The organism is Microcoleus sp. Pol17C6 (assembly GCF_036701145.1).
In the GTDB taxonomy this organism is placed as follows: Bacteria; Cyanobacteriota; Cyanobacteriia; order Cyanobacteriales; family Microcoleaceae; genus Microcoleus.
Genome location: NZ_JAUBQH010000010.1, coordinates 103,978 through 130,211 on the forward strand (window position 1 = coordinate 103,978; position 26,234 = coordinate 130,211).

17 protein-coding genes and 3 pseudogenes are annotated in these 26,234 nt (G+C 43.9%); 7 read left to right on the forward strand and 13 right to left on the reverse strand.

The genetic code is table 11. From position 1 onward, the window contains the following. Nucleotides 1–19: 19 nt before the first annotated feature. Nucleotides 20–1,189 (forward strand): glycosyltransferase family 2 protein, encoded by a 1,170-nt coding sequence (locus tag QUA25_RS07860; RefSeq protein WP_333036895.1) that lies wholly within the window; start codon nucleotides 20–22, stop codon nucleotides 1,187–1,189. Between the two features lie 72 nt (nucleotides 1,190–1,261). Here the strand turns inward: QUA25_RS07860 and QUA25_RS07865 are convergent, their stop codons facing one another. The 4 genes and pseudogenes from QUA25_RS07865 to QUA25_RS07880 form a co-directional block, all read right to left on the reverse strand. Further along, nucleotides 1,262–4,915, reverse strand: a complete 3,654-nt coding sequence (locus QUA25_RS07865; RefSeq protein ID WP_333036897.1) for a tetratricopeptide repeat protein — start codon at nucleotides 4,913–4,915, stop codon at nucleotides 1,262–1,264. A 72-nt stretch (nucleotides 4,916–4,987) separates the two neighbouring features. Next, nucleotides 4,988–8,743, reverse strand: a complete 3,756-nt coding sequence (locus QUA25_RS07870; RefSeq protein ID WP_333036898.1) for a class I SAM-dependent methyltransferase — start codon at nucleotides 8,741–8,743, stop codon at nucleotides 4,988–4,990. A gap of 58 nt (nucleotides 8,744–8,801) precedes the next feature. Beyond that, a complete protein-coding gene (locus QUA25_RS07875) occupies nucleotides 8,802–9,194 on the reverse strand; it encodes a tetratricopeptide repeat protein (RefSeq protein WP_333036899.1) in 393 nt (130 codons plus the stop codon). A 263-nt stretch (nucleotides 9,195–9,457) separates the two neighbouring features. Further along, a pseudogene (locus QUA25_RS07880) lies at nucleotides 9,458–10,204 on the reverse strand (IS1 family transposase). 220 nt (nucleotides 10,205–10,424) lie between these two features. On the opposite strand from QUA25_RS07880, the gene QUA25_RS07885 reads away from it, so the two are divergent. Further along, on the forward strand, nucleotides 10,425–10,955 hold the full coding sequence (locus QUA25_RS07885; RefSeq protein ID WP_333036921.1) for a transposase: 531 nt from the start codon (nucleotides 10,425–10,427) through the stop codon (nucleotides 10,953–10,955). Nucleotides 10,956–10,992: 37 nt separating this feature from the next. Here QUA25_RS07885 and QUA25_RS07890 read toward each other — a convergent pair. The 3 genes and pseudogenes from QUA25_RS07890 to QUA25_RS07900 all read right to left on the reverse strand — a co-directional run. Further along, nucleotides 10,993–11,175 (reverse strand): annotated as a pseudogene (locus QUA25_RS07890) (hypothetical protein); the annotation flags it as partial. A gap of 179 nt (nucleotides 11,176–11,354) precedes the next feature. Continuing rightward, nucleotides 11,355–12,845 (reverse strand): MlaD family protein, encoded by a 1,491-nt coding sequence (locus QUA25_RS07895; protein ID WP_333036900.1) that lies wholly within the window; start codon nucleotides 12,843–12,845, stop codon nucleotides 11,355–11,357. A gap of 93 nt (nucleotides 12,846–12,938) precedes the next feature. Then, nucleotides 12,939–13,721 (reverse strand): ATP-binding cassette domain-containing protein, encoded by a 783-nt coding sequence (locus tag QUA25_RS07900; protein WP_333036901.1) that lies wholly within the window; start codon nucleotides 13,719–13,721, stop codon nucleotides 12,939–12,941. A 171-nt stretch (nucleotides 13,722–13,892) separates the two neighbouring features. On the opposite strand from QUA25_RS07900, the gene QUA25_RS07905 reads away from it, so the two are divergent. Together QUA25_RS07905 and tsaE are read left to right on the forward strand one after the other, a co-directional pair. After that, nucleotides 13,893–15,293, forward strand: coding sequence for a gluconeogenesis factor YvcK family protein (locus QUA25_RS07905; RefSeq protein ID WP_333036902.1), 1,401 nt, complete (start codon nucleotides 13,893–13,895; stop codon nucleotides 15,291–15,293). Nucleotides 15,294–15,427: 134 nt separating this feature from the next. Further along, nucleotides 15,428–15,877 (forward strand): tRNA (adenosine(37)-N6)-threonylcarbamoyltransferase complex ATPase subunit type 1 TsaE, encoded by a 450-nt coding sequence (gene tsaE / locus QUA25_RS07910; protein ID WP_333036903.1) that lies wholly within the window; start codon nucleotides 15,428–15,430, stop codon nucleotides 15,875–15,877. A gap of 16 nt (nucleotides 15,878–15,893) precedes the next feature. On the opposite strand, the pseudogene QUA25_RS07915 reads toward tsaE, so the two are convergent. The 3 genes and pseudogenes from QUA25_RS07915 to QUA25_RS07925 all read right to left on the reverse strand — a co-directional run. Next, nucleotides 15,894–16,130, reverse strand: a pseudogene (locus tag QUA25_RS07915) (DUF5615 family PIN-like protein); the annotation flags it as partial. Between the two features lie 111 nt (nucleotides 16,131–16,241). Further along, on the reverse strand, nucleotides 16,242–16,580 hold the full coding sequence (locus QUA25_RS07920; RefSeq protein ID WP_333036922.1) for a DUF433 domain-containing protein: 339 nt from the start codon (nucleotides 16,578–16,580) through the stop codon (nucleotides 16,242–16,244). A gap of 61 nt (nucleotides 16,581–16,641) precedes the next feature. After that, nucleotides 16,642–17,964 carry a dihydroorotase gene (locus QUA25_RS07925; protein WP_333036904.1) on the reverse strand — a complete coding sequence of 441 codons (1,323 nt, stop codon included), beginning with the start codon at nucleotides 17,962–17,964 and terminating at the stop codon, nucleotides 16,642–16,644. Nucleotides 17,965–18,053: 89 nt separating this feature from the next. Between QUA25_RS07925 and lepB the strand changes: the two genes are divergently transcribed. After that, complete coding sequence (gene lepB, locus QUA25_RS07930; protein WP_006633187.1) at nucleotides 18,054–18,662, forward strand: signal peptidase I; 609 nt, start codon at nucleotides 18,054–18,056, stop codon at nucleotides 18,660–18,662. A gap of 179 nt (nucleotides 18,663–18,841) precedes the next feature. Here lepB and QUA25_RS07935 read toward each other — a convergent pair whose 3' ends face one another. Beyond that, a complete protein-coding gene (locus QUA25_RS07935) occupies nucleotides 18,842–20,377 on the reverse strand; it encodes a peptide ligase PGM1-related protein (protein ID WP_333036905.1) in 1,536 nt (511 codons plus the stop codon). A gap of 363 nt (nucleotides 20,378–20,740) precedes the next feature. Continuing rightward, nucleotides 20,741–22,357 (reverse strand): glycosyltransferase family 39 protein, encoded by a 1,617-nt coding sequence (locus QUA25_RS07940; RefSeq protein WP_333036906.1) that lies wholly within the window; start codon nucleotides 22,355–22,357, stop codon nucleotides 20,741–20,743. 318 nt (nucleotides 22,358–22,675) lie between these two features. On the opposite strand from QUA25_RS07940, the gene recA reads away from it, so the two are divergent. Then, on the forward strand, nucleotides 22,676–23,815 hold the full coding sequence (gene recA / locus QUA25_RS07945) for a recombinase RecA (protein ID WP_333036907.1): 1,140 nt from the start codon (nucleotides 22,676–22,678) through the stop codon (nucleotides 23,813–23,815). Between the two features lie 174 nt (nucleotides 23,816–23,989). Here recA and QUA25_RS07950 read toward each other — a convergent pair whose 3' ends face one another. Next, complete coding sequence (locus tag QUA25_RS07950) at nucleotides 23,990–24,427, reverse strand: hypothetical protein (RefSeq protein ID WP_333036908.1); 438 nt, start codon at nucleotides 24,425–24,427, stop codon at nucleotides 23,990–23,992. 305 nt (nucleotides 24,428–24,732) lie between these two features. Between QUA25_RS07950 and QUA25_RS07955 the strand changes: the two genes are divergently transcribed. Continuing rightward, the gene (locus QUA25_RS07955) at nucleotides 24,733–26,217 is read left to right on the forward strand and encodes a NarK family nitrate/nitrite MFS transporter (protein ID WP_333036909.1); all 1,485 of its coding nucleotides are present in this window, start codon (nucleotides 24,733–24,735) and stop codon (nucleotides 26,215–26,217) included. Nucleotides 26,218–26,234 lie beyond the last annotated feature (17 nt).

The window sequence follows — 26,234 nt, forward strand, 5'->3', positions numbered from 1 at the left end:
AGCTGTGGAGGATAGTTAGGTGAATGATTCTTTAGATGAGGTCATTAGCCCTCGATTGTCCCTTTGCATGATTGTTAAAGATGAAAAAGAGAATTTATCGAGATGCTTAGAGAGCGCTAAACCTTACGTTGATGAAATAATAGTAGTAGATACTGGTTCTCAGGATGGTACGCCGGAGATTGCCCTTCTATATGGAGCAAAAGTCGATTACTTCAAATGGTGTGATGATTTTTCAGCAGCTAGGAATTTTTCTCTTTCCTTAGCATCGGGCGACTGGATTTTAGTGTTGGATGCTGATGAAGAATTAGTTGTTAATACTGATTCGTTGAAGAAGGAATTAACTTCACAAACCGAAGTCATAGCATATTTACTGATGCTAAGCGAAGCCAATGCTGTAGAGGGGACAACCCCATTAAAAACACCTAGGCTATTTCGCAATCTTCCAGAACTTAGATATGTAAGTCGCCTGCACGAATATATAGACTTAAAGAATTACTGGGATCGGCAAAACTTTTTGGTTCAGCTAGAAAGTTTGAGAATTTTGCACCATCCCAAAACCGATCCTGAAAAAATCCAGCAAGAACTGATAGAGCGTGACATTGCTATTTTGGAGCGCATCCAACAGGAGGAAGCTCTTAGCTTAAGACTTCTTTATAGTCTGGCTGGTGTTTATGGGGCTACTCAGCAAACCGAAAAAGCTCAAGAATGCTACGCAGAAGCTTTTGAGCGACTTTTTCCACACTTGATGGAAGGCAACGCGCCGGATGATTTTGCTTTTATTCCCTCCCTGATTTTTACATTGGCGGGGCAGTCATTGCAGAATCAAGATTATGAAACGGCACGCTTACTTTGTCAGCGGGGTCTTGAGTGGTGTGCCAACTATCCGCCCATAAGTTACATAGCTGGAATGACTTTAATTGCTTTAGGATTTCCTCTCGGAGCTGTTGCTTATTTTGAGAATTGCTTGCAACTTGGTAAAGAGGCGAGTTACTACGCAGGAGAGCCTTTCGAGCTAAGTTTTATGACAACTTATCCCACCTGTGGTTTAGGTGCTGCCTACATTCAGATGAAGTCCTGGCAAGCAGCTATATCCGCATTTGAACTAGCGCTTGATTTTGATGAAAACTGTACAGAAGCTAAACAAAATATAGATAGAATTAAAGCTTTGCTTAATCAAGGAATGCAATGATTGAGAAATGTGGCAAAGGTAGGTTGTAGGTAAACCTTGACAACAGAATCGCTGCTCGATTTTCAACACCTGCTATTTGTACCCTATTGCCACAATATCCCAGTTTTCTCGCCGTACTTCTAAATCGCGGAAACCTGCTTGCTGCATTTTGTCCTCCAGGCTGTGGACTGTGAATGCTGTATGGTGAGCCATGTAGTAATTGCCAGGAGCGATCATTTTCCTAAAACCATAGAACATATCAATGGCTGCGATCGGGCCAGCAGGAGAAATATACAGGGGAGAATCTTCTAAGTTGCCCTCAGCTACAGCCTCTGCTGCTATCTGGATATCTGGAACAAGAATCATGGCGAAGCCGCCTGGCTTTAAGACGCGGTGGAATTCTGCTAAAACAAGCGGCACTTGATGATAATAAACGTGTTCCACATTGTGGGATGAATAAACGGCATCAACTGACTCGCTGGGTACACCACTCATATCTGTGATTGAGCCGATGATATCCGGCCTCACAGCAGGGTCAATATCCAGTCGCACTTCTTGCCATTCATCAGTAGGGAAGGTTTCAGGTAAACTATCTGGACGATAAGGCCCGCACCCAACATGGAGTACAGTCTTAGTTAAGCTATTTTGAAATAGAGCTTTTGGCAAGATCCACGGTTCTGTTTCTTGTTGCTTTAATCTTTCTTGCACAACTTGTTGGTAGAATTGCTCAAGTCCTTGGACACAGGTTTTGTCTTCATAAAGATAAGCATGACGCTCGCTCATCGACTGCGAGATATCCTGCCGCCATTTGAGGTCTAATCCCAATTTCACGGCAATCTCAATATACTCTGCTTCATTTTGGGCAATGGTATCTCTCACCCCTAACATTTTCAAGATTCCACAGGACTGACGACCTCGCATGAGTTCACCCGCACAGGTCACAATAGGTAAATTGCAGGCAACTGCATCAAAAGTGGTGTGACCCCCCGAAAAACTTAAGGTATCCAGAAAAACATCTGAATTTAACATGAGACTGGTGTAACTCTCCCTGTCTTGAGCGGGCAAAAATACACAATAATCCTCGCTATTCAAATTAACTGCTGCAAAAGCATTGTGTAACCGCTGGCGAAATTTTGTTTCGAGAATTTTAGAGGCATCATTAAAAAACTTCGATCTAAAGACAAATACAAGCTGAGCTTGGGGAACTCGGCGAACTATTTCGACAAAGATATAATCGTATTGCGGTAAATATTTAAAACTCAATTGACAAGATAGATAGATAACTGCTCGCTCGCGAAGCTGAAAATCTGAACGAGTTTTAGTTAGTTTGGGGATCAACGGCTTTGGATAGGAAATTCCCAGATTGGGCAGCCGAACTAATTGTTCAGTATAGTGTTCTTGGGCATTTTCTGGTTCAAGCAAGTCACCAGACAAGAAGTAATCGATGGTTGGCAGTCCCGAGGTAACTGGATGTCCCCAGGCAGTACATTGAATTGGAGCCAAACGCAGGGATGCCAATTGAGTTGTAGGCGCCCACATCCCAATGGCTAAAAATACTAGGATATGCAACTGGTCTTTAAAAATTTGCTGAGAAACTGCTTCTAAGTTGTCTGGTATGTAATAGTAAAAATCACTTAACAGTTGAATCTTTTTATTCGTGGAGCTTATACCTAAATACGAACCTGTGTTGTAGCAAAAAATTTCAAACTTGTCCCTGTCGCACCCCTCTAGCCAACCTAATATCCACTTAGTTGCACTGGAATTACCCATTGCATCAGAAACATAACCAATCCGGATTTTACTATTGTTTTTCAGCGGGGGGAGGGGCATAGGCACTACCCATGCAGGATAACTAGCAGCTACGACTTTATGAATAAACTTCCCATGCTGTTCTTGCAATTCTAAGTCGTTATAGCCTTGATAAGACAGATAAAAAGTTGCCGGTATAAGACTCGTAGCGGACAAGGCTTTTTTTCTAGCTTCGGGAGTATCTAATTTAGTTTCGTTGATGACATTTTGTAGTCCTTGGATAAATTTATGGCGGTAAAATTCTATTTGTTCATAACTTTCATAAAAGGATGGCAATAATAATTGGTTGAGGATATAAATAAACAAATCATCTGGATGAGTGAGGGATGCTTCGCTGGCGCTAGCAATTGCTTCTTGAATACGACCACTCTCATTCAAAAATTCAATCATGAGGCTGTAAAGTGCTGTTTCGTCTGGATAACGGTTTATGCCCTCTTGCAAAATGCTGAGACTTTCTTCTTCTTGATTCAATTTATTTAAACAAGTTGCCAATGCAATATAATCATTACTCTCTACACATTGATCTATATCTAACAGTTCTTTGAAAAACTCAACAGCTTTTTTATATTCTTTTTGGCGATAGTAAGCATAACCAAAATAACTTAGTGACTTGGATTTTTCTCCTTTAGCTTCGTAGGCTAATCCTATATTGTTCAGAATATCGGGATCTCGAGGTTTGAGACTTAAAGCTTGTAGAAAAGCCTCTATTGCTGCATCCCAGTTACTATTAAGCATCAGAATATTACCCAAATTTTGGTAACTGCCAAAATCCTGAGGGTTTTCTTTAATCGCTTGGCGATAAACATCCTCTGCTTCTTGGATATGTCCTATTTGAAGTAAAATGTTGCCGAGATTGTTGTAAGCGTCAGTATATTGGGGATCGAGATAAATTACCTGCCGATACGCCTCAAGAGCTTGATCGAAACTCGATATTTTTTCTAAAACTAAGCCAAAATTATAATGGATAGAAGCCTTTGAGGGCTCAATTTCTAATGCTTTTGAAATTGCATCAATTGCTTCTTTATATCTTTCAGTTAAATAGTAAATAATTCCCAAATTCATCCAAGCAGCCACATTATTGATTTCATAAAGCAATAATGTGTAATACTTTTGCTCTGCTTCCGCATATCGATGCTCATGAGTTAATACTAGTGCTTTTGTTAAGAGGGCGGTAAATAATTCTTTTTGCTGCTTGGATTGAGTTTTTTTATGAGATTCTAAGACGAATTTACTGTGGCGATTCTCTTGTATGTAAGTATTATTTTTAATATTCTCTACATCCCAACTTAAAATAGATATACCATTCCAAAAACTTTCCTCTAAAAAGTTTTTGGTCGGCAAGTTAAGCAAAAATTTACTGTGAGGAGTGACGGCTGTAAAATCCAATACAGCTTGCTGAACTTCACTTGAGTTAGTGTTACTTAAAATAATTATAGCTCGGTCAGCCAGAAAAGGTTTTACTAATAGCAAAGCTATTAGCTGAGAACGGTAGTCATAAGTCGCATCATAAAAATAAACACCAATTTTTTCATCCAGTCCTATCTGTTGCAGTTCGTCAAAAAAATCCTCAAAATCTTGATTGCAAAAAAATACTTGATCCTGCAAATTAAATTTAGATAGATTATTTGTCAGTTTTTCAAAGTTTTCACCGGAATCGTCAAATTCGGAAAAATTATCTACGGCATAAGCCATACAGTCTGGATGATCCAGGAGGGTACCAATTAAACTAGCTCCCCGCAAGCAGCCAATCTCACAATATACTTCCCCAGGTTCCATGCAGTCTATGGCAAAATTAAGCAACTGCATAATATTTGCTGTCGTCATTCCCTCCACTTGTTCAAGTACCTTCCCAAATCTCTGAGACTTCGGCTGCACGGAGGGGAAATTCCAATTATCGTAAAAATTGGGAAGCTGTTCGATAAATCTTTGAAAGTCCATAGAAATGTAATCCTTAAGTTAGATGGGTCAGTTGCCGGTGTCCGTGTCTTCTTTCTAATAGACAAAATTATACTATTGCATATGCCATCCTCCGGTTTCTAATTGAACAACTTTCTTGTTGCTGAAGCTATCAAGTTCATATGAAGGAAGAGTTGTGGCTTTCTGATATGCGATCGCCTCTCTATTTTCATTTTCCAAAACCATTCTTCTATAAAGACGTGGCATCAGAGCTTCCCACTGAATTTCACTTAATTGTCTTATCATGGAAATTTCCGGTCCTTCGGAGACATCTATATCTTCTTCCATCAGCAGATTCATCGCCACACTAGACAAAGCTAAATAAGCATCTTCGTCATTAATGTTGCTGTAGTATATTATGAGAGTGATCTTACTTTTGTCTGGGTGAGTTGCGATCGCCCTCACTACTCGTTCCAATTCTAAACCAAGAGACTCTTCTGCCTGCGTCCAATCTGGAAAAATAATTAGATTAATCTCTTTCAAGTTTAAACGCACTAGAGTTGCGTCAATTAGGGCTGAACTAACCGTTGTCGCCATTTTTGACCAAGAGAACTTTTTGGCTTGTTCCAACCCAGCGGCGATTAATGAGTTGCGAACCTTCGGTTTTTGTACCTCGCAAAGTGCATCGGCTAAACCCTCAACATCCTGATCGTTCACATATAATGCCGCCTCGCCTGCAACTTCTGGAAGAGAAGAATTAGGACAAGTAATGACAGGACAACCGCAGGCTATTGCCTCCAGTATAGGCAAGCCAAATCCTTCATATTTTGATGGATAAACCAATGCAACAGCACCAGCATAAGCTAATCTCAACTCCTCATCATTGACTTGCAGCTTGTGAACTACACAACCTGAAGTATAAGCTCTCAATTCTGATTCTAATAACACTCCACTCCCGGTACACACAATTTCAAAACCTTGTTTGCTGGCAAGTTGACCAAAAGCTTGAAAGAATAATTTAATATTTTTATAGTCCGAGCCACCTCCGACAGAAATAAAGTAGGGTTTGGATATCGCATACTTGGTTTTAAAACCATTAATATCTTCTTGGCGCGCTGGTGAAAAAATACTTGAAAGTCCACAGTGAGCAACTGTTACCAACTCTGAAGAAATATCGGGAAAGAACTCTATCAGGTCACGGGCTGTATTTTCTGAAATTGAAATGTATGCAGATGCGTGGCGAATCCCATAGTGCTTTTCTTGCCACATAGGTTCATTAAAATTCGCTCCTAAAACTTCAGGAATCATGTCATAAGCCATGAACACAGAAGGGGTTGATAGTGGCGTTGTATAGTAAGTGGAGATAAATAAATCAGCACCTTCCTCATCGCAGACTTGCTGCAACATTTCGCGGTCAGCATCCGTGCTTCCGTAGTCATAAAGCGGTACATTGCGATACCAGATTCCAGAAATTTTTGGTGCTGTTCCAGCCCTGTCAAGAACTACGATATGCTTGGCAAAACCGTTTTTGGCCCATTCTTCTAGCAAAGATTTCCAGACACGAGCAATTCCTGTGCTGTAGAGTTGGAAAAACACGCCATCAATGATAATTTTAGGATCTTCCCTGGGGCTTATTAAAGTTTTATTTGGTAAATCCTCTGATGCTAGAAAATGCCAACCCGCGCCTTTAGGTTCTTTCTGTGCGATCGGGACTACACCGCAGGACTCGGCAGTATCAACGGTTGTTCCATCCTGCACCCAGCCTAAATACTGGCGTAATAGAGATGGAAATTTAGTCTGCTGCTGCAAAGCTGTCCATTGCGAGAGAGCATTGGTATAGCCATAATATTGTTCTTTAAACCTCAATTGTTCTGGTATCACATAAGCAAAGTGCTGGAAAACTAATCCCAGGTTTTCTGTTTCTTCGTGTCGAAAAGCGTTGAACTCTGCCACATTTCTCAACTCACCATCTGGTAAAGGTTCAGCTAAAATGGGGGGTTCATGACGTACCCACACATGACCAGGCTTAAACCTCCAAGTTCGCAACCATTCTTGTGCAGGATTCTGAGCGTAACAGTTGCGACTGCTAATCACCAACTTCTCTCCGACAAAATACCAGCACCAATAGAAAGCCGCTGTTTTTTCAGGATGATAGATGAACATCTGTCGCGCTGTGCAGATTTGCTCGACAGTCCACAATTCATCAACGTCTACTTGCCATAGCAAACATTCCTGATTAATATTTTCCAATGGTGCATTAACCATTTCACGTTTGCCTTCCCAAAAAATACCCTCCGGTTTACGATAAACAGTGACATTTTCTGGATATAGCTGTGCCAGTTCGTCTAGGTATTCTGCTGTGCCGTCATTGCTGCGTCCCTTGGAGTGGATTTCGTCGGTAATACGTCCGCCATTTCGCAAAGACCACGCTGTATCATGCTTCAAGTCCGCTACACCCTCGACTATATGCCAATGCCATTTATAGGGGAGTTGTTTGAATACTTCTATGTGATACTCGATGAATGGTTCACCATTGAGGACAATAGTAAAGAAGTGAATCGGTAATTCGGGTGATGAAGTAGAGGAGAAAGCAGTCAATTTTTTTTGACCGCAGGCGAGAGTGGACGAATACTCATGATTGAGCAAGCGATGTTTGGCAATATTGTGCCATACACGTTCAGAACCAGGCCAAGTAGGTACAACGTCGTGATGAAACGCTATCCATCCCCCATCTTTGACAAGGGGGAGTGACTGCTCATAGTCTTTCAAAACGTCTAAAAACTGATGAGAACCATCAATAAAAATAAAATCAATAGCTTTCTCGCCTGCTAATCCTTCCCACTGGCTTAATATTTGATGCGAACAACCCCGCAATGGTACTACATATTGAGATAATCCATTTTTTTCTATATTTTCTTGCCATATATCAAAAAAGTTTCTGTCCGAAAAGTCCGTATCATTTCCGTCCCATGTATCTATGCAATAAATTTTTCGATTAGTGCCTATGCAGGCATAGGACATGGCCACGGTGGAGCGTCCTTTGTACGAGCCTATTTCAACGATTACAGCATCATTGGGGAGGGACTTGACTTTATTGAAAAGGTACTCTTCTTGCCCTGGAACCATGAAACCTTGAATGGCTTCAACAGCAGACTGAATGGTTGTATAACTGACTGGTTGAACTGCCCTTTTCTTGAAAATCGCAAACCCATTGCGTACACTATTGTTTTCGGTGATCACAGTATAATCGGAATCCTGATACATCCGCTGGAGATTATGATAATTTTTAAATGTATTAATATCATCTAAAATAATATATTTTGCTCCACAAACCTCGTCTAGTTCGGAACTGCCAGTAAATTCCGAGCCATCTATTAGTACAACGTCAAAAAAATCTATATTGTTTTGTTCTTTAATTTGATCTATACCCCTCCCTGATAGCCCAGATTGCTTTATATATTCAATATCCTGATGCAGCCAGTTTATGACCTGTTCAAGTGGATAGTAGTTCAGATTTGTGTGATTGCTTTTGTAAAATTTAATGACTTCCTCTTCATCAGCCAACTGTTCTAGTGAAACAGACGAGAGGTTGTAGCACTTTACAAAAGGATCGTCCTTGTAAGTATTTTGAAGTTCTGCAAACCGAGGCTTTGAAATTTCTAGGCAGAATAATGTTGGCTGATTGGGATTTTGCCGCAGCCCGGTTACAAATGCTTCTGTGCTACCTTGCCCTGAAGATGACCCTATTTCTAAAACTGTTTGAATATCTTCTTCTTTGGCAAGATTTTGGATGACTCTGTAAAAATCATCGTTTTTAATTTCAGGAGGAATCAGACGGTTGAGTTCATAATCGAAAACGTTATTTTCCATTATTTTAGAGAGCCTGTTTTCAACTTGTTTATTGGCTTACCTATCGCCCTTTCCGCTACTATTTCCTCTTCGCCTGCCCCAACAGCGCCTTATAATCCGCCCGATCGGGATTTAGCTTCACCAACTTCTCCAAAGGCTCGATTGCCCCCACCTTATTATTCATCTGCAACCGCACATTTGCCAACCCCTCCAGAGCCGTCTGATTCTGCGGTTCCCGCTGCAAAACCGTCTCATATCCCCGTTCCTGCGCCGCCAGCAAAGATTCCTGAGAAACTGCTACCGGAGCAGATTTTTGCTGGTGCTGGCTGCTCAAACCGCTGCCGAACAGACTCACCATACCAAAAATTGCCGAACCACCAAAGCCAACCATTGATACTAACGCAAAAATCTGCTTAATTCGATCGCTCCGATGAACCCGACTATCACTAGATTTTTTCTGTGTACTTTCCATTGCTAACTCTTGGTGTCGCTGTTTTCCAGGCACTCGCAAAGCACCTAATCTCTAGAATGCCCAAGTTCGATCGCAAAACGATCGCCCTTGGCCATTTAAAATTTGAAACCCATCCTAGCCCAATACACAAAACCTGAGATTGGTCAAGGACATTTAGGTGACAATAACACGCGGGCGATCGAGATTGGTGAAGCGCGATCGCACCCTTATACCATTTTTTAAAGATGTGATAGAGATAAAGAATGTAAAATCCAAGGGTAGTCCTAAGCAGGAAAGGATGAGCAGACAGGAAGCGAGGCATTGTAGTAGTGAATGAATAACCAGATTGCTCCAATGTGGTTCTCTAGCTTCTTTGAGAATGACAAGGTTTTACGAACTAGACGTGACACGCGCTGACGTAAAGTGCAATTGAAGCGTTCAATATAGCTAGTTTTTCCTGTTTCTTTGCCCACTGCATTCCGGCCGTTTGCTGGGTAAGACCTCCGCATAGGCTGACCAGAAATCGCTGTAAATCACCGCACTGCAGGCGGTACACCGGGGGCAGTGACTGCCACAACCAAGAGTGCTGATCCGGAGCTCCGGTCGCCGATGTGAACTCCGACAATCTCACGGGTTTGAACATCAAGAGCCAGCCACACCCACTGCTTGTTGCCTTTGTCACCGACTCTCCGACCACAGTTCATCCATCTGCACCGTCAGACGGCGTTTCGGCTTTGGGCGCACCTGCACCTCCTTGTTGACCTGCTGGTATTTGGCGTTGACGTACTGTTGCACCCACAGTTGTGAGATTCCCCGCAGCACGGGCAATCCCGGCTAGCGACACCTTCTCGGCTGAGCAATCGATCAACGATAGCTTTGGTTTCCTTGCTAATCCTCCGCCACGGAGGATCTTCGACAAACTGCCGTCCACAATCTCGACATTTATAATTTTGCTTCTGATGCCGAGTTCGACCGTTTTTCATCACAGATTCAGACTGACAACTCGGACACAGAGGTAAAGCAGTAGACATAAAGACAAACGACGTCAGCATTACAGCAGTTTTATTCTCTCACCCTTTCCTCTTTAGCACTACCTGAACTTTTTGAGCGGGCGAAAATTAGTTGGAAAAAAACTCAAAAAATCAATCCTAAATTTGATGAATAACTGGTAAAAAAAAGACGGAAGAAATTAACAATATTTTATTCAAAAACAAGGCTGGTATAGAATCCGGGCAAATAATAGTATTATTTATAGATGAATGTCATCTACTTCATGGCGATCTGACTGGTTATGTTTGGGGTCAATCAAAAATCAGAATTGAAGTCCCAATTCCCAATGAAAAAGATAGACAAACTTATTTTGGCGCACTCAATTATCAAAGCAAAGAATTCCCTGTTCAGAGCCATCCATCTGGGGATGGAAAATCAACAGTTAAATTTATAAAATACTTACAATATAAATATAAAAATCGCAAGATTATCTTGATTTGGGATGGAGCCAGTTATCATAAATATGGCGAATTTAGAGATTTTTTATTAGAAGTAAATGGTGACAAAGAGCCTGATGAGTGGTCAATTACTTGTATTTTATTTGCTCCCAATGCTCCCCAACAAAATCCCGTTGAAGATATTTGGTTACAGGTTAAAAACTTTTTAAGAAAGTATTGGTATTTATGTAGGTCTTTTAAGATTGTAAAATTTTTGTTTGAATTTTTTACTAAGGAACATAAATTTGATTTCCCCACAATACATAAATATAATTGCACGGAAAAAATTAATTAGGATTGCTCTAGGTCTAGAAAATCATTTAGGATTGCTATATTAGCATTGAAGCTAGGATAAATCCTGCCAGATCCAAGGCTTCTCGGAGGGCCGCAGCTAAAAGTGGTTGATCGATGTTTTCCACGGGCTCGTCGGGTAATTTAAAGTCATCTGGCAATTTTTCCCAAGTTATAGTATACTTGGTTTTGGTTTTTTCCGGTTTCGATAATGTTGGCGTCATTGGTTTTCCTTGTTTCGAGAGAAAGAGCTTTTTGTTAATAGGATTTTGACAATAACTTTAATGCCGGATGCCAAAGCCACACCTTATTGAATAGCTTTAATCGGAGTGCGTATTGCCCACCTAACTAACTAGAGGAAGTCGCGAATCTTGCAATGGCGGTTATTCAATGATACCCTGTTTTAAGGAGTATTTTCGGGAGCCACTGGTTCTGCTGATCTTGCATTTTTAGAAGGTATAACAGGCAATTTGGGCTGTTTTTGCAAGCTGGGAAATCCAGGCTCTACTGATTGATTTTTAGCAGGTTTACTCGCATTTACTTTCTCAGAAAGAGGAGCTAATGTTTGAGTCACTTTCACTTGCTGTCGCAGTTGTTCTGTCGAACCCAATAAGCCTCCCAATCCGTTAAACAGCCTGCGAATGTTGTTGCGGAAAGCCGGATCTCCTGTCAAATCATCCACGTCGGAAGTAATTTTCTGCACGTTCTGAAATGTAGCTCGTGCAGAATCTAGAGTTTGCTGCAATAATAGCAAAGTGGCGGGATTGTTTACCTGGCTGGATAAATCTCGCAAATTACCAGAAGCTTGGGCAGCATTCGCTGATAAAACTTCTAAATTGTTCAGCAATTGTCCTTGGTTGATGCGATTAATTGTTGGACTCAAACTGCTGACAGCTACCCGCAGTTCCTGACTGCTTTGATTGATGTTATTTAGAGTAGAGACTAAACTTGCGCGGTTTGTTGTTACTAAAGAATTGAGTTGGTTGGCTGTTAATGTAACTTGATTTGCTGCTTGAGTTACTGAATTAGCAGAATTTATCGCAGCGGCCGATACGGCTTTTGTGGAAGTGTCCGCCGTAGCTGCTACTTTAGAAATATCAGTTGCGACTCCTGATATTTCTGCTTTTAGCGATTGATTTAAATTGCTGGCTTCTCCCTTTAATGATTGATTTAAACTGCTGGCTTCTCCCTTTAACGATTGGTTTAAACTTGCTATTTCGGTTTTTAGTGATTGATTTAAGCTCCCAAGATCGGCCCTTACATCTTGATTTAAAGTTTTTATTTCGGCTTGGGCCGTTTTAGTTAAAGTCGATAAATCTTGAGTGAGTTTAGCTGCACCTTTAGCTGTGTTGGCTGTATTTTCGGCGAGGGATTTAATATTGTTGAACAGCGCGGGGTCGGTGTAGAAATTAGCTAGGCGGACTGTGGATCGAATTAGTTCGTCGATAGTGACTCCAGCTTGACCTTTTAAGCGCGCATTTTGGCAGATTATCTCCGGGGGACAGTCGGCACTAACGGGATTGGCGGTAAGTAACGATTCTGGCAAAATCGAGTTGGGGGTAATGTCGATCGACGATTCGCCAATTAAACCCGATTTATTCGCTTCGATCGTAACATCCCTGGGAATCACTAAAGTACCGGGGGCAATCTCCAGCGTCACGTCTACGCCGTTGGAACCCGGTTTGAGGGCGGTAATTTTACCGACTGCAACCCCGCGATACCTGATGGGCGTGCCTATTTGCATTCCTTGGGCGCTGCCAAATTCTACGGCGAATTTGTAGCTGCGGTTCCCTAGCTGCACGCCCCGCAGCCAGAGCACTAAGCCGCCAAATAAACCGATTCCTACTAAAATTAAGAACCCGACAGAACCTTCTCTTACAGTTCGCGATTGCATATTTTCTCCTCAGTCATTGATCATTGGTTATTAGTCATTCATCATCGGTCATTTCAATCTAAAATCTAAAATCTAAAATCTAAAATTGGCTGACTATCCAAGCGCTTGAATTGGGCCAGTAACACTGCCGCTAAAAAATTGTCGGATCAGTAAATTATCTGTCGATGCAATATCGCTGACAGTTCCCTCCCACTGCACTTTGCCTCGATAGAGAAACACAATGCGATCGGCAGTGCGGCGGATGGTACTGTCTTGGTGAGTGACGATCGCATAAGTGCTGCAAACACCTTGGGCAGCCTGCAAGTCCCTGATTAAATCTTCAATTACCGTCGAAGCAATCGGATCTAAACCCGCCGTCGGTTCGTCGTACAGCAAAACCTCTGGATTATCCCTGTCATTATCAGGATTCGCCATGATAGCGCGGGCAAAACTTACCCGCTTCCTCATTCCCCCAGACAACTGCGCTGGATAGCGTTCGCCAATTCGCGGCAAACCCACCATCTCCAACTTTTCCTCCACCAATTCCCGAATGCGGCGGCGCGGCAGCTTAGAATGCTGGTAAAGTAAAAAACCGACATTCTCCTCCACCGTCAGCGAATCAAACAAAGCCGCTTGCTGAAACACCATCCCAATTCCGATCGGATCTGCCACGTCGTCCACCCATCCGACCCTGCGCTGTCCCTGAACAAAAACCTCACCGGCATCCGGGGCCAACAAACCCGCAATTATCCGCAGAATCGTAGATTTCCCCGTCCCGGAAGGGCCAATAATTGCCAGGGCCTCTCCCCGATAAATCCTCAGATCGACTCGATCGAGGATCGGGTTCTGGCCGAAGGACTTACTTACCCCCTTGAGTTCGATTAGTGGCTCTGCCATAGGATGTTATCAATAAGTTGTCAGTCCTCAGTCATCAGTCTACCTAATGACTCATGACTCATGACTCATGACTAATCACTAATTACTTCAATTGACTGCCAGAATCAAAACTCTCTTGTATTGTAAATTTGTCAGCTCGAGCTGTTCCAATACCCTTAAGACTAATTAACCATGTCAATTAGTTCACTTCCTAAAGCCCTCCGCGTCTTGGCTAAAGCCAAGCAGGTTTTTGCCCAATCCAGAAATCCTTACCCCCCTTCTTTGCGGAACGGGCGAGTTCACCAGTGGTTTAAGTGGTTAGCCCCCGGACTGTTAGTGAAACGGTGGCTGCTGATTAGTGCCAGCGGCGTGGTACTTGCCACTTTGGGTTTAGCAATTTGGACTGGGATGACTCCCATTTTCTTCTTATTGCAATTATTGAGAAATTTTTTGGCGTGGATTGCGGAAGTTATTCCCAATTACGTGTCAGGCCCGATCATCATTGCTGGCGGGATTTTATTAATTCTGTGGGGACAAACTCGCAGTTTGAACTCTATTACCCAAGTGCTGATGCCCGAAGGCAACGAGGAACTGGTCGATCGACTCCTCAACCACCGTCGCTTGAACCGCGGCCCGAAAATTGTGGCAATTGGGGGCGGTACGGGTCTTTCTAATTTGCTCAGGGGATTGAAGGATTACAGCGCCAAAATCACTGCTATTGTCACCGTGGCGGATGATGGCGGGTCTTCCGGGCGGCTGCGGCGGGAAATTGGGGTATTGCCACCGGGAGACATTCGCAATTGTTTGGCGGCTTTGGCAGATGAGGAAAAGTTATTGACTGAGTTATTTCAATATCGTTTCCGGGCTGGTGACGGTTTGGTGGGTCACAGTTTTGGGAATTTGTTTTTGACGGCGATGAGCGATATTGCTGGAGATTTGGAACAGGCGATCGCCGCGAGTTCTAAAGTTTTAGCAGTGAGGGGAGAGGTGCTGCCGGCTACTCTGAGCGACGTTTCTTTGTGGGCAGAACTCGCTGACGGTCGCAGAATTGAGGGGGAGTCCAGCATTACAAAAGCAAACGGGCAAATCCTCAAAATAGGCTGCACTCCTGCTAATCCTCCGGCGTTACCTAGGGCTGTGGAAGGGCTTCGGGAAGCGGATTTTATTATTATTGGGCCGGGGAGTCTTTATACGAGTGTGATTCCGAATTTGTTGGTGCCGGAAATTGCTGATGCGATCGCCAACAGCGAAGTTCCGCGCATTTATGTTTGCAATATTATGACTCAGCCGGGGGAAACTGACGGATACAGTGTTGCAGACCACATTCGGGCGATCGACCGCGCTTGCGGCCGGCCACTGTTCGATGCTGTAGTAGTTCAAGGAAAAGTCCCTTCTGCAAAGGCTTTGATCCGCTATTCTCAGGAGAATTCTTATCCGGTGGTTCTCGATCGAGAAGCCGTGACGCAATTGGGGCGGCGAGTTGTCATCGCCAATGTCATGGATGAAGATGAAAATACGGGTTTAATTCGCCACAATTCTCAAAGGTTGGCGGGGATGTTGCTGCGTTGGTACGGCCGCGCGCAGAACATTTAAGCTGCTGACTGCTGACTGTTGAAGGTTTACTGTTGACTAATGTTATTAGTTATTGGTTATTGGCAGCCGCCAGCGACTAACAAATAACAAATAACAAATAACTAATAATAAATGACTAATGACTAATTATTGAAATGAAAACTTTGCTTCCCGATTCTGAGGCTACGCGCAACTTTGGTGTTGCGTTAGGTCGATCGCTCCCCCCCGGCACTGTAATCTTATTACAAGGAGATTTAGGTGCAGGCAAAACTACCTTGGTTCAAGGTATCGCTGAAGGCTTAGGAATCTCAGACTCGATTGAGAGTCCTACTTTTACACTGATTAACGAGTATTTTGGAGGACGAATTCCGCTGTATCATCTAGATTTGTATCGACTAGAACCCGAAGAAGCGGAGGCTTTGCACTTAGAAAGTTATTGGGACGGATTAGAAAGGGATTTGGGAATTGTGGCGATCGAATGGGCGGAAAGATTGCAGTACAAACCAGAAAATTATTTGCAAATTTCTTTAAGTTATCTCGATAACGGGCGGCAAGCTGAAGTAATTGGTAATGGCGAGTTATTGGATTGGCAATGGGAAAATTGAGCTAGTGCGATCGAACTTACTGCGGCTGGCGGTTGACTCGAATCAATTTACCTCTCAAATTTTCCTTACCAGCAATAGCATCATTAATGCGTGTTGCCAACCTTTCTAGATTTTTATCGTCTGTACATACGATAATACCAGCATGATTTGGTTGTTGAGTATGCAAGCGAATCAAATGCCGACGATTTTGCGTCATAACCGCCCGATCGTTATTCACAGCAAAGGCTAATACTTCGGGGTCATCATCTCCGGCATTTCCTGCCTCTTAAATAGTCAGGGCATCGTGACCTAAATTTCGCAGCAATGCCACAATAAGAAAGGGGAACTGTTCATCTGCATAGAGACGTGCCATAAATTATACTTCCTACATCATTATCATTGCTGCTGCTTCTTCTCGGAGTGCTGTTTCAATTTCTTCGGAGTTAGCCTCAGCACAAGTCGAGACATTTACTAAGTTTGCAGCATTCAACTGGGGATAAAATTGTAGAAGTTCAGCATCACTTGAACCTTGACGGCGCAAACTCACGAACAGCCAAACGGGAAGTCTAGTTTGGGCAATGCAAGCATCGCCGCCACACACGTCGGGAGTTTTGGTAATTCCTGGCCAGCTATTACTTAAACTTTGGGCTAACAGTCTTATGACTTTAGCTTTCTCAGTCGGAGTTAAGGCCAGGAGTTGTGTTTCTAGTTCTTCGAGGATGATGGGTAAAATCGCTTTTGTGATGCAGGAATACCCAATTATAACACTTGAGTTAAATTCATGCTTACTCCGCGTCAAATGTCAAGGCTTCTCCCCTCACATTTGTATCCAATTTACCATTCTCAAAAACAACTTTTCCTCTAACAACAGTCACAACTGGCCATCCAGTCAAACTCCAACCTTCAAAAGGACTCCAGCCGCACTTTGTCACCATTTCTTCTCGCAGCACAGGTCGATAATTATCCAAATCTACTAATACCAAATCGGCATCAAAACCCGGAGAGATTTCCCCTTTGTTCGGAATCTTATAAGCCTTAGCAACTGCCGCCGACATCCAATTAGCAACTTGAGCAACTGTACATCTTCCCTCTACTGCTTGCGTCAGCATCAAAGGCAAAGAAGTTTCGACTCCCGGCATTCCCGACGGCGTATTTGGATATTCTTGAGCTTTTTCTGCTAATGTATGTGGCGCATGGTCTGTGGCGATAAAATCAATTACGCCGTCGAGTAAAGCTTGCCAAAGTATTTCGTTATCGCGGGGTTCGCGCAAAGGCGGATTCATCTGAGCTAAACTGCCAATTTTTTCATAGGCGCTGGTATTTAACAACAAATGCTGCGGCGTAACTTCTGCTGTCACCCAACTCGGTTTTTCCTGGCGCAAAAACTCAGCTTCATCCCCCGTTGAAAGGTGCAGAATGTGCAGACGCCGCTGATATTTATTAGAAAGTTTTACTGCTAGCTGAGTTGCTAACAAGGCTGCTTTATTGTCTTGAATTTGCGAGTGCACGGCTACATCGGAAATCCCGGCAAATTCCTGACGCCTCTGGTTGATTCTAGCTTGGTCTTCTGCGTGTACGGCAATTAGTCGATCGCCCTTAGCAAAAATCGCCTCTAAAGTTGCTTCTCCATCCACCAACAACTGCCCGTGCATCGAACCCATAAACACCTTAATTCCCGGAGTCGGATTCGCAGTCAACAAATCCGGCAAATTCTCTGGCGTTGCACCAATAAAAAAGCCGTAGTTCACCAAACACTTCTCCGCAGCGCGGCTTAGTTTATCATCTAAGGCAGCTTGGGTTGTGGTCAGAGGTCGCGTATTCGGCATTTCCAGAAACGATGTCACGCCGCCTTTAGCGCAAGCACAGCTAGCGGTAAATAAGTCTTCCTTGTGTTCTAAACCCGGTTCGCGGAAGTGTACCTGGGGATCAATTACTCCGGGTAACAGAGTTAAGCCTTTAGCATCTATTTCTCGATCGCCAGATTCGACAATTTCCGCAGCAACCTTGACAATTTTGCGATCGCAGATTTGCACATCTCCTACCAAAAACTCACCATTGGGCAAAAGAATGCGAGCGCGACGGATTAACAAACTTGATTTGGGAGTCATAAGATACCATTAATTGAGTAAACAGCGTGCTAGCATGGAAGCATTATTAAGTTTATAATTCGTATCCAGCTCAGTCACTACAATACCCTATGACTCGTCTAGACAAGTCAGCCGACGAAAAACCTCCGCAAGACACCGAAAATCCTTGGATCGAAGGAATTAAGACGATCGGCTTAGCAGCATTTTTAGCCTTTGGTATCCGCACCCTGGTTGCCGAAGCACGCTACATTCCCACCGGCTCGATGCTCCCAACCTTACAAATTAACGATCGATTAATTATAGATAAGGTAAGCTATCGATTCCAAGATCCCCAGCGAGGAGATATTATCGTATTTATGCCTCCTGACCCCGCTAGTTTGTGCACGGGACAGCCTCCACCGATCAAAGATGCCTATATCAAGCGAGTGATCGGACTGCCGGGGGACAGTGTGGAAGTCAGAGAGGGAAAAGTTTTTATTAACAAGCAGCCGCTACAGGAAAAATATATTGAAGAAATTCCGCAGTATCCCTACGGGCCTGTAGTTGTAGCTCCAAATTCTTACTTGGTGCTCGGCGACAACCGCAACGCAAGCTGTGACAGTCATTACTGGGGCTTTGTACCCAAGCAAAATATCATCGGTAGGGCAATTGTGCGTTTTTGGCCGCTCAACCGCACAGGTTCGATCGACCCCACGCCCCTTTATCCCGCTAAAAATTAGCTATAACGGAAGGAAGAAGCAAGCAGCAAGAAGGCAAATTCAATAATAGCAATCGTTTGGGTGATAAAAAACTTCCTAATCGTCTTGCCGGTTGCTATACAAAACGCGAGGGATATTAGATACCCGACTTCTTCAAGAAGCCGGGTATCTAAGCTGACTGGCTGGATAAATTCTAAAATCTAAAATCTAAAATCGCCTGACGTTTCGCGATCGAGAACTTTCACAACTTTGTTATACATATCCTCAGCTTCTTGCTGCGAATTGCCAATACTCGTCACTCCCAATTTGCCAAACTCCGACAAACAACCCATTAAATGAAACACGCTGCCCGTCTCTGTACCGCTGTCAAAGTGCAGTTGATTGTCAGCAATAATATCCATCAAATCGTTCGGTAATAATCCCCGATAGCGCTCTTTTTTCAAATTGTCCGAAGCGACATAATATTTTGGACGACCCTGCAAGCTGTAAAATAATCCTGTCGAACGTTCGTACCGACCATTTGTTAACAGCTTCAGCGCCATAAACGGATGAGTTGTGCCTCCTTTCCGCAAGTTAATTTCTATTGCTTGCATATCCCAGTTGCCGTCGGATTGGCGCACCGCGAGAAAATCTACTCCAAATCTCTCTAAAGCGCCTTTTTTAGCTAAGTTTTGCCCGACTTTCCATCCCAATTCTTGCAAAGCCAGGCGGTAAGATTCGTCCGCAGGAAATCGGCAACCCAGGAAAATTTGGCCGTCTGGGCCTCCTAAAATTTGGTCGTGGGTTGAGAGAATTTCTACTTCGCCGCTGGGCACAATTCTGCCTTGAACACTGGGCGAGAACTTTGCTTCTCCTTCGATAAATGCTTCGGCAATTGCCCCTAATTCGGGAATGCGGCTGCTAAAGTTTTCCCAGGTTTCCCCCGTTGCTTGAAAGCGCAAATTATGGAAGTGCTCGCCAATTGCCTTCGCTCTTTCTTGAGGCGCTTTACCTGCGAGGGACTTCAGATATAAAATTGCATTTCCTTCCCCCGAAAAACCTTCATTTAACTTAATTACGATCCGTTGCAAATGCGGCTGCCGTGCCCACAAATCCGCCGCAGCTTCCGCTAAATCTTCCGCATTCCAAACCAACTCGGAACCGTCAGGATAAGGCACGCCACATTCTTTAAAAATTTGCCTGCTACCGCTTTTGGTTCCCCAGTATAACAGATCGGGATCGCTGGCCCACAAAGGAATTCCCAATTTAACAGATAACTCGCGTTCTAAGGGCGTCGAGTTATAACAAACCATATAGGATTTTGTCGGCCGCACTGCTTGACGAATGCGCTCCATTAAGCGGGGACGATCTAAAATTTTCTGGGTGAGGGATTTGGCAGAAGCATCGTAAGCACTGAATAGCACAAGCCGATCGCGCGCGTGAGAAAATGGAATTCCCGGCAGCAATTGCAGGTAATAATCCACAATCATCGGGTGCAAGGGCTCGGAGGTAATGTAAATTAAGCGCGTGCGCGGATTTCGCAGGCGAATTAATGAAAATAAATGCCGCTCTTCGTAGTGGTAAGCCCCCTCAACTTTCTGCATTTCTTGCTGATCTAAGCTGAGAGAAGGAATGATAATAATGTCACAATCTCCGCTGTCGAATTCTTCGATAGCTCGCCAACGTTCGCGTAATTCTGTCTGAAGATCGCGAAACTTCTGCGCGGATTCGGAAGATGATTTATTTAACTCTTGCATTGTGTTTAATCCTAAGTATTCAAATAATTATTGCTGATCCTGTCGGGTGTGTCAGCCCCAATACTTGAGACAACTGACACAGTTTTTTTGTCTGACGCACTTTACCGGGAATATTGACAAAAATGCCCAAATAGTGATTTAAGGTGCGTCAGTCGAAATATTTGAGGCAACTCAAACAGTTTTTTCTGACCCCCCAAAAACCGATACCGTCCCACCTACTCCTGTCGTGAATCTCCAAAAATTTTAGACCAAAGTTTAATCTCCCAGATTCATCTGTGGAATAAATCTAAAATCTAAAATCTAAAATCTAAAATCCACTGACGAACCCTACCGGGGACGATCGTTCATTTCGGTCCATCTGCTCTAAGAAGCTCGCCGCGCTCGAAAAAGTCTGGCATATTCCAATATCGGCTCTAAGCGGCGTTGATTTTGCTTAAGTGCCGATCGCAATTTTTCCGAAGGGCGGAACACCAGGGGAGCCGAATATTTGTTCAGCATCTCGATTTCTGGCGACTGGCTCATCAGCATCAGCCGCACGTCTTTGTCGAGCAAATAACTCAGAGACAGCAAATCTCCCATGTTCGTAAAATCGTTGCCGCGATCGCTAATTACAATTGTATCTTTAATCGACCGATTAGCTATCGCCTCTTTGTTAATAATTTTCGCAACTTCAGCATTAAAATAGCTCAAGTCTTTGCTCCACCAAGTATCAGAAAAAGCGCTAACTGTACAGGAGGCTACACTTGCTGTAAATACCAAGGCTAAAATGACTTGCGAAAACCGCTGCTGAGTTTTCACGTTACTGGCGAGCAAGTAAGCAACTGCTAGCTGCACTCCCGGAAAACAGGAAATTAGATAACGGCTGACGGCGGAACGTTTGCCGCCTAGGATGAGATCCGGTAATGCCAGTATCAAAAAAGGTACAAAAATTGATGTTAAAATAAACAGCCAAGTTGAAGTGCTAACCCTGCGGCAAATTTTGTAAAGGGCTGCCGCGATTAACAACAAAAATGGCAATCTCAGCAGATAAGTCCAAATATTATCAAACCCGAAGTCGAAGTCAAAAAATAAAGCTGTAAAGCTGAGTGTCCACAATTTGACAAGATACAGCCAACCCGGAGATACTCGCGTCCAATCTGTCGTAGCTGATGCTCGTCCCAGGTTGGTTGCCAGCACGTAAATCCAGGGGATATACAATATTAAAGCTGCTGTTACTGCTAAGAAAAATTGGGAATTAGTGACGTGACCTGGCAATTTTGTTTTTTTGACAAACAACCAGTAAGAAATTATAAAAACTCCGTGCCCAATGAGTGTTAAACTGAAGAAAGGGTGAGTATAGAAACCAAGGGCGATCGCCAGCGAGTAAAATACCCAATTTTTCCAACCCCGCAACCGCACTGCTCTCAGCAGCAGCCAACTGCTGCCAATAACTGTGGCTGTCAGCAAACTGTACTGCCTTGCTGTCTGAGCAAACAATATGTCAAAGGGAGATAAAGCCAAAAGTGCTGTTGCTAATAACGCAGCAAAATTCGAGGCAAAAAGTTCCTGAGCTAAAGCGTACATCAAAGGCAGCGACAGCAAACTCAATAGTGCTGGCAAAGTGCGGGATGCTGTTAGAGAACTGCCAAATTGCTGCATCCACCAACGAGCCATGAGAAAGTATAAAGGCGGATGCTGCGGGTCTTCTAGTGCTAAAGAACGAATTGTGTCTGCTTCTGTACTTCCCGGTTTAATCCGCTGATATTTTTGCAATTCTGGTGCGGGGAAAATCCGGTTTAGGAATAGTTCGTCGTCGATTTCTTGGCGGGTGAAACCAGCGGCGCGGATTGATGTGTAAGCTTCGTCGTGCCAGTACAGTTTGCGATCGATCTCAAAAAACCGAAATCCGATACCTAGTAAAATGCCGATCGCCAATAAGTTCATCAGCCAGCGGGAATTTTTGCTATTAACAGATGTGTCTTGATGTGTTGTAGATCCCATGCTTGTCCTAATTGTGGCGATTCCCTCCGGGATAGCTACGCTTCACGGAATTTGGAACTGTAGACCATCTTAAACCTCACTCCGAGAGCGATCGATACCAACTACATCCCCCAACAGACAATAATTCTACCCTCTGCCGGATGCCGAATACCTTCTAGATTAGAGCCTTCTGAAAGCTGGCTCAGGCTGAACCACCCCCAAAATCAAGAATCTTAAACCAAATCCCCGCAGAACCTCCAGACCCTAAAAATAACTGCTAACATACGTGTTGTACAGTTAATCAACAAGCTCCGCAAGGGGTCTACCCGCGTACCGCAAATGGCAAAAAGAGATACGTCTATAAAAACTTCCACTGAAAACTCAGAAAAGCAAAAAGCTCTAACTTCCGTACTCTCCCAAATCGAGCGCAGCTTTGGCAAAGGGGCGATCGTCCGATTGGGAGACTCCACTCGCATGAGGGTAGAAACCATTTCCACCGGAGCCCTGACACTGGACATTGCTTTGGGCGGCGGTTTGCCAAAAGGCCGAGTCATTGAAATTTACGGCCCGGAAAGTTCCGGTAAAACCACTCTAGCCCTCCACGCGATCGCCGAAGTCCAAAAATCCGGCGGTATCGCAGCCTTCGTCGATGCCGAACACGCCCTCGATCCCACCTACGCCTCAGCTTTAGGCGTCGATATTGAAAATCTATTAGTTTCCCAGCCGGATACCGGTGAAATGGGTCTAGAAATTGTCGATCAACTCGTGCGTTCCGTCGCCGTCGATATCGTAGTAATTGACTCCGTAGCCGCCCTCGTCCCACGCGCCGAAATCGAAGGCGACATGGGCGACTCCCACATGGGTTTGCAAGCGCGCTTGATGAGCCAAGCTTTGCGGAAAATCACTGGTAATATCGGCAAATCTGGCTGTACCGTCATTTTCCTCAACCAATTGCGGCAGAAAATCGGCGTAACTTACGGCAACCCCGAAACCACAACTGGCGGTAACGCGCTCAAATTCTACGCCAGCGTGCGACTCGACATCCGCCGGATTCAAACCTTGAAAAAAGGCACAGAAGAGTACGGCAACCGCACGAAAGTTAAAGTTGCTAAAAATAAAGTTGCTCCGCCTTTCCGCATTGCCGAATTTGACATTGTATTTGGCAAAGGCATTTCTACCTTAGGCTGTCTTACTGACTTGGCAGACGAAATGGGAGTAATTATCAAAAAAGGTTCTTGGTATAGCTATAACGGCGAAAACATAGCTCAAGGACGAGACAAAGTGATCCAACACATGGAGAAAAATGCCGACTTCAAAAATGAAATTGAGGAGCTAGTTAAAAAGAAACTTGAGACTGGTGCTGTGGTTTCTGCTAATTCTGTTGCCCCTGTTGACAATGAGGATGAGGATGCAGAAGATCTAGACAATGTAGAAGATCTAAACAATGTAGAAGATGTAGAGGATTTGGAAGAAATCTAAATCTTTTAGTTAATAAATCCGATAGCTGTTAGAGCGCCGACTTTTTAAAGAAGTCGGCGCTCTGTTTATTCTGTTTTTTTTAGATGTATGGGTAAAGCATTTGAGAGAATACAAATAACCCCGACTTCATCGAAGAAGTCGGGGTTCTAAAATAAGAGTATTTCACCACGTTGTTTAATGTTGAGGAGTTTGGTGAAAGGAAATCTCTAAAACTTCTATCTGCTGGTTGAGAGTAGCAGAGCGCTTCTGAGCATATTTGTCGTGCAGAAAAATAGTTAAGCCCACACCCACTGGCAATACAAAATAGATAAATCCCAGCAACATCTGAGCAATTTCTTCTTGCGCTGCTGCATCGAATTGAGGCGCAGCAGTAGGTTGACTTGTCGTGCTGTTGACTGTCTGCTGATTGGATTGCTCGATCGCCTGTGCTTTTACTTGCGGTTGAGCTTCCTGGGCGATCGCCCCAGAAGCAGTTCCCAAGCATCCAGCCACTGCTACACATACTGTCAGAAAACTAAAAAGTCTTGATTTAACCTTAAATCCGTTGTTCATGGCACTGATATAGTGGCGATCGCCTTGCTGGGTTTCTATTTCGGTTAAGCGTACAAGCATTTTTACTTACCTGTTTTTATAATTAATTTAATTTCTGTATTCAAATATACATTTTTTTGATTTTTAACGCAATAAGTATTTATTACTAAATTTAGACTTAAATGCAATAGCCGCATCAATTCGATGCGCGAACTGGCGTTTTGAGGATAAACAGTAACTTTGTATACAATTTTTCCTCTGGACATCCACTTGAATTGGAACGCAACGGATAAAAGCGCGAAAGTAAATAAACCGTTACCCCAAACAGTTAGAAAGTCAACTCGAAATTAATAATCTGTATTATTTATTAGGACAAGTTGTTATATATGCTTCAAGGGCTTTTATCGTTCAGAGGACCTTTTCGGATTCTGAACCTGAGTTGGTTTGCTTTTTTCTTAACTTTCGTAGTGTGGTTCAACTACGCACCCTTCAGCACAACGGTGCAGCACGATTTGGGATTGACAGTTGGGCAAGCCAGAATCATCAGTCTGTGCAACCTAGCTTTCGCAATTCCTGCACGTATTATTATCGGGATGTTGCTCGATCGCTTCGGTCCTCGCATCACCTTCTCTTCACTCCTGGTGTATGCAGCATTTCCAACTCTGGCATTCGCCTTTGCCCAAAACTTCAATCAGTTGGTTTTGAGCCGTTTGGCAATGGGAATTGTCGGCGCTGGATTCGTAGTTGGCATTCGCTTAGTTGCCGAATGGTTCCCCCCAAAAGATATCGGCTTCGCTCAAGGTATCTATGGAGGCTGGGGCAACTTTGGCTCTTTTGCCGCAGAAGCAGCGTTACCCGCGATCGCGGCAGGAACAGCTTTTCTCTCAGTCGGACACACAAATTGGCGGCTGGCGATCGCCCTTACTGGAATTGCCACAGCAGTTTTCGGAGTCATTTTTTACTGCAACGTTCAAGACACTCCTCCCGGCAAAGTCTATCAGCGCCCCGCCCGCAACGGCGCAATGGAAGTCACCAGCGCCAAAAGCTTTTGGGCACTGTCGATGACCAATATTCCTCTATTTGGTGCCTTAGCTTTGATTGTGTGGCGCTTGCAGAAAGCAAATTTTCTGACGGCAAATGTGATGTACGCTGTTTGGATTAGTTTGACAGCACTCTATTTAATTCAGGCTTACAAAGCCTGGGAAGTTAACCGAGAAGTTGTCACCGGTCAAAAACATTACCCACCTCAAGAACGCTATCAAATCAGTCAAGTATTCGTATTAGAATTAGCTTATGCAGTCAGCTTTGGTTCAGAGCTCGCTGTGGTTTCCATGTTACCGGAATTTTTTGAACACACCTTCAATCTAAATCATGCGATCGCCGGGCCTCTAGCTGCTAGCTATCCGCTGATGAACTTGGTCAGCCGTCCAGCCGGAGGCTTAATTTCTGATAAAATCGGCAGCCGCAAGTGGACGCTGACAGTCATGACGGGCGGAGTGGGATTGGGGTATTTAATAATGAGCCAAATTAGCGCCAACTGGCATTTAGCAATTGTGATTATCATGACCATGTTATGTGCCTTCTTTGTCTTCGCCGCAGCAGGCGCAACTTTTGGCATCGCCCCCTTAATTAAACCAGAAGCAACTGGTCAAATTGCCGGCAACATCGGTGCTTACGGCAGTGTCGGCTCTGTAATTTATGCGACCATTTATAGCTTTCTGCCCCAAACAGTGGCAGGCAACCGCAGCTTCTTTGAGCTACTCGGAATTGCGGCTGTAATTGTGTGCTTCCTTTGTGTTTTTATCCTGAAGGAACCAAAGGTTATTGAAAGCCAAGATTTGGCAGAAGAAGCTTTGCTGCTGGGCCACTAAATGGCAAATTAGGTTTT

Excerpts from the sequence above, each read along its gene's own strand:
- QUA25_RS07865 (WP_333036897.1), bottom strand. The coding sequence starts at position 4,915 with ATGGACTTTCAAAGATTTATCGAACAGCTTCCCAATTTTTACGATAAT.
- QUA25_RS07870 (WP_333036898.1), bottom strand. The coding sequence starts at position 8,743 with ATGGAAAATAACGTTTTCGATTATGAACTCAACCGTCTGATTCCTCCT.
- QUA25_RS07875 (WP_333036899.1), bottom strand. The coding sequence starts at position 9,194 with ATGGAAAGTACACAGAAAAAATCTAGTGATAGTCGGGTTCATCGGAGC.
- QUA25_RS07895 (WP_333036900.1), bottom strand. The coding sequence starts at position 12,845 with ATGCAATCGCGAACTGTAAGAGAAGGTTCTGTCGGGTTCTTAATTTTA.
- QUA25_RS07900 (WP_333036901.1), bottom strand. The coding sequence starts at position 13,721 with ATGGCAGAGCCACTAATCGAACTCAAGGGGGTAAGTAAGTCCTTCGGC.
- QUA25_RS07905 (WP_333036902.1), top strand. The coding sequence starts at position 13,893 with ATGTCAATTAGTTCACTTCCTAAAGCCCTCCGCGTCTTGGCTAAAGCC.
- tsaE (WP_333036903.1), top strand. The coding sequence starts at position 15,428 with ATGAAAACTTTGCTTCCCGATTCTGAGGCTACGCGCAACTTTGGTGTT.
- QUA25_RS07925 (WP_333036904.1), bottom strand. The coding sequence starts at position 17,964 with ATGACTCCCAAATCAAGTTTGTTAATCCGTCGCGCTCGCATTCTTTTG.
- lepB (WP_006633187.1), top strand. The coding sequence starts at position 18,054 with ATGACTCGTCTAGACAAGTCAGCCGACGAAAAACCTCCGCAAGACACC.
- QUA25_RS07935 (WP_333036905.1), bottom strand. The coding sequence starts at position 20,377 with ATGCAAGAGTTAAATAAATCATCTTCCGAATCCGCGCAGAAGTTTCGC.
- QUA25_RS07940 (WP_333036906.1), bottom strand. The coding sequence starts at position 22,357 with ATGGGATCTACAACACATCAAGACACATCTGTTAATAGCAAAAATTCC.
- recA (WP_333036907.1), top strand. The coding sequence starts at position 22,676 with ATGGCAAAAAGAGATACGTCTATAAAAACTTCCACTGAAAACTCAGAA.
- QUA25_RS07950 (WP_333036908.1), bottom strand. The coding sequence starts at position 24,427 with ATGCTTGTACGCTTAACCGAAATAGAAACCCAGCAAGGCGATCGCCAC.
- QUA25_RS07955 (WP_333036909.1), top strand. The coding sequence starts at position 24,733 with ATGCTTCAAGGGCTTTTATCGTTCAGAGGACCTTTTCGGATTCTGAAC.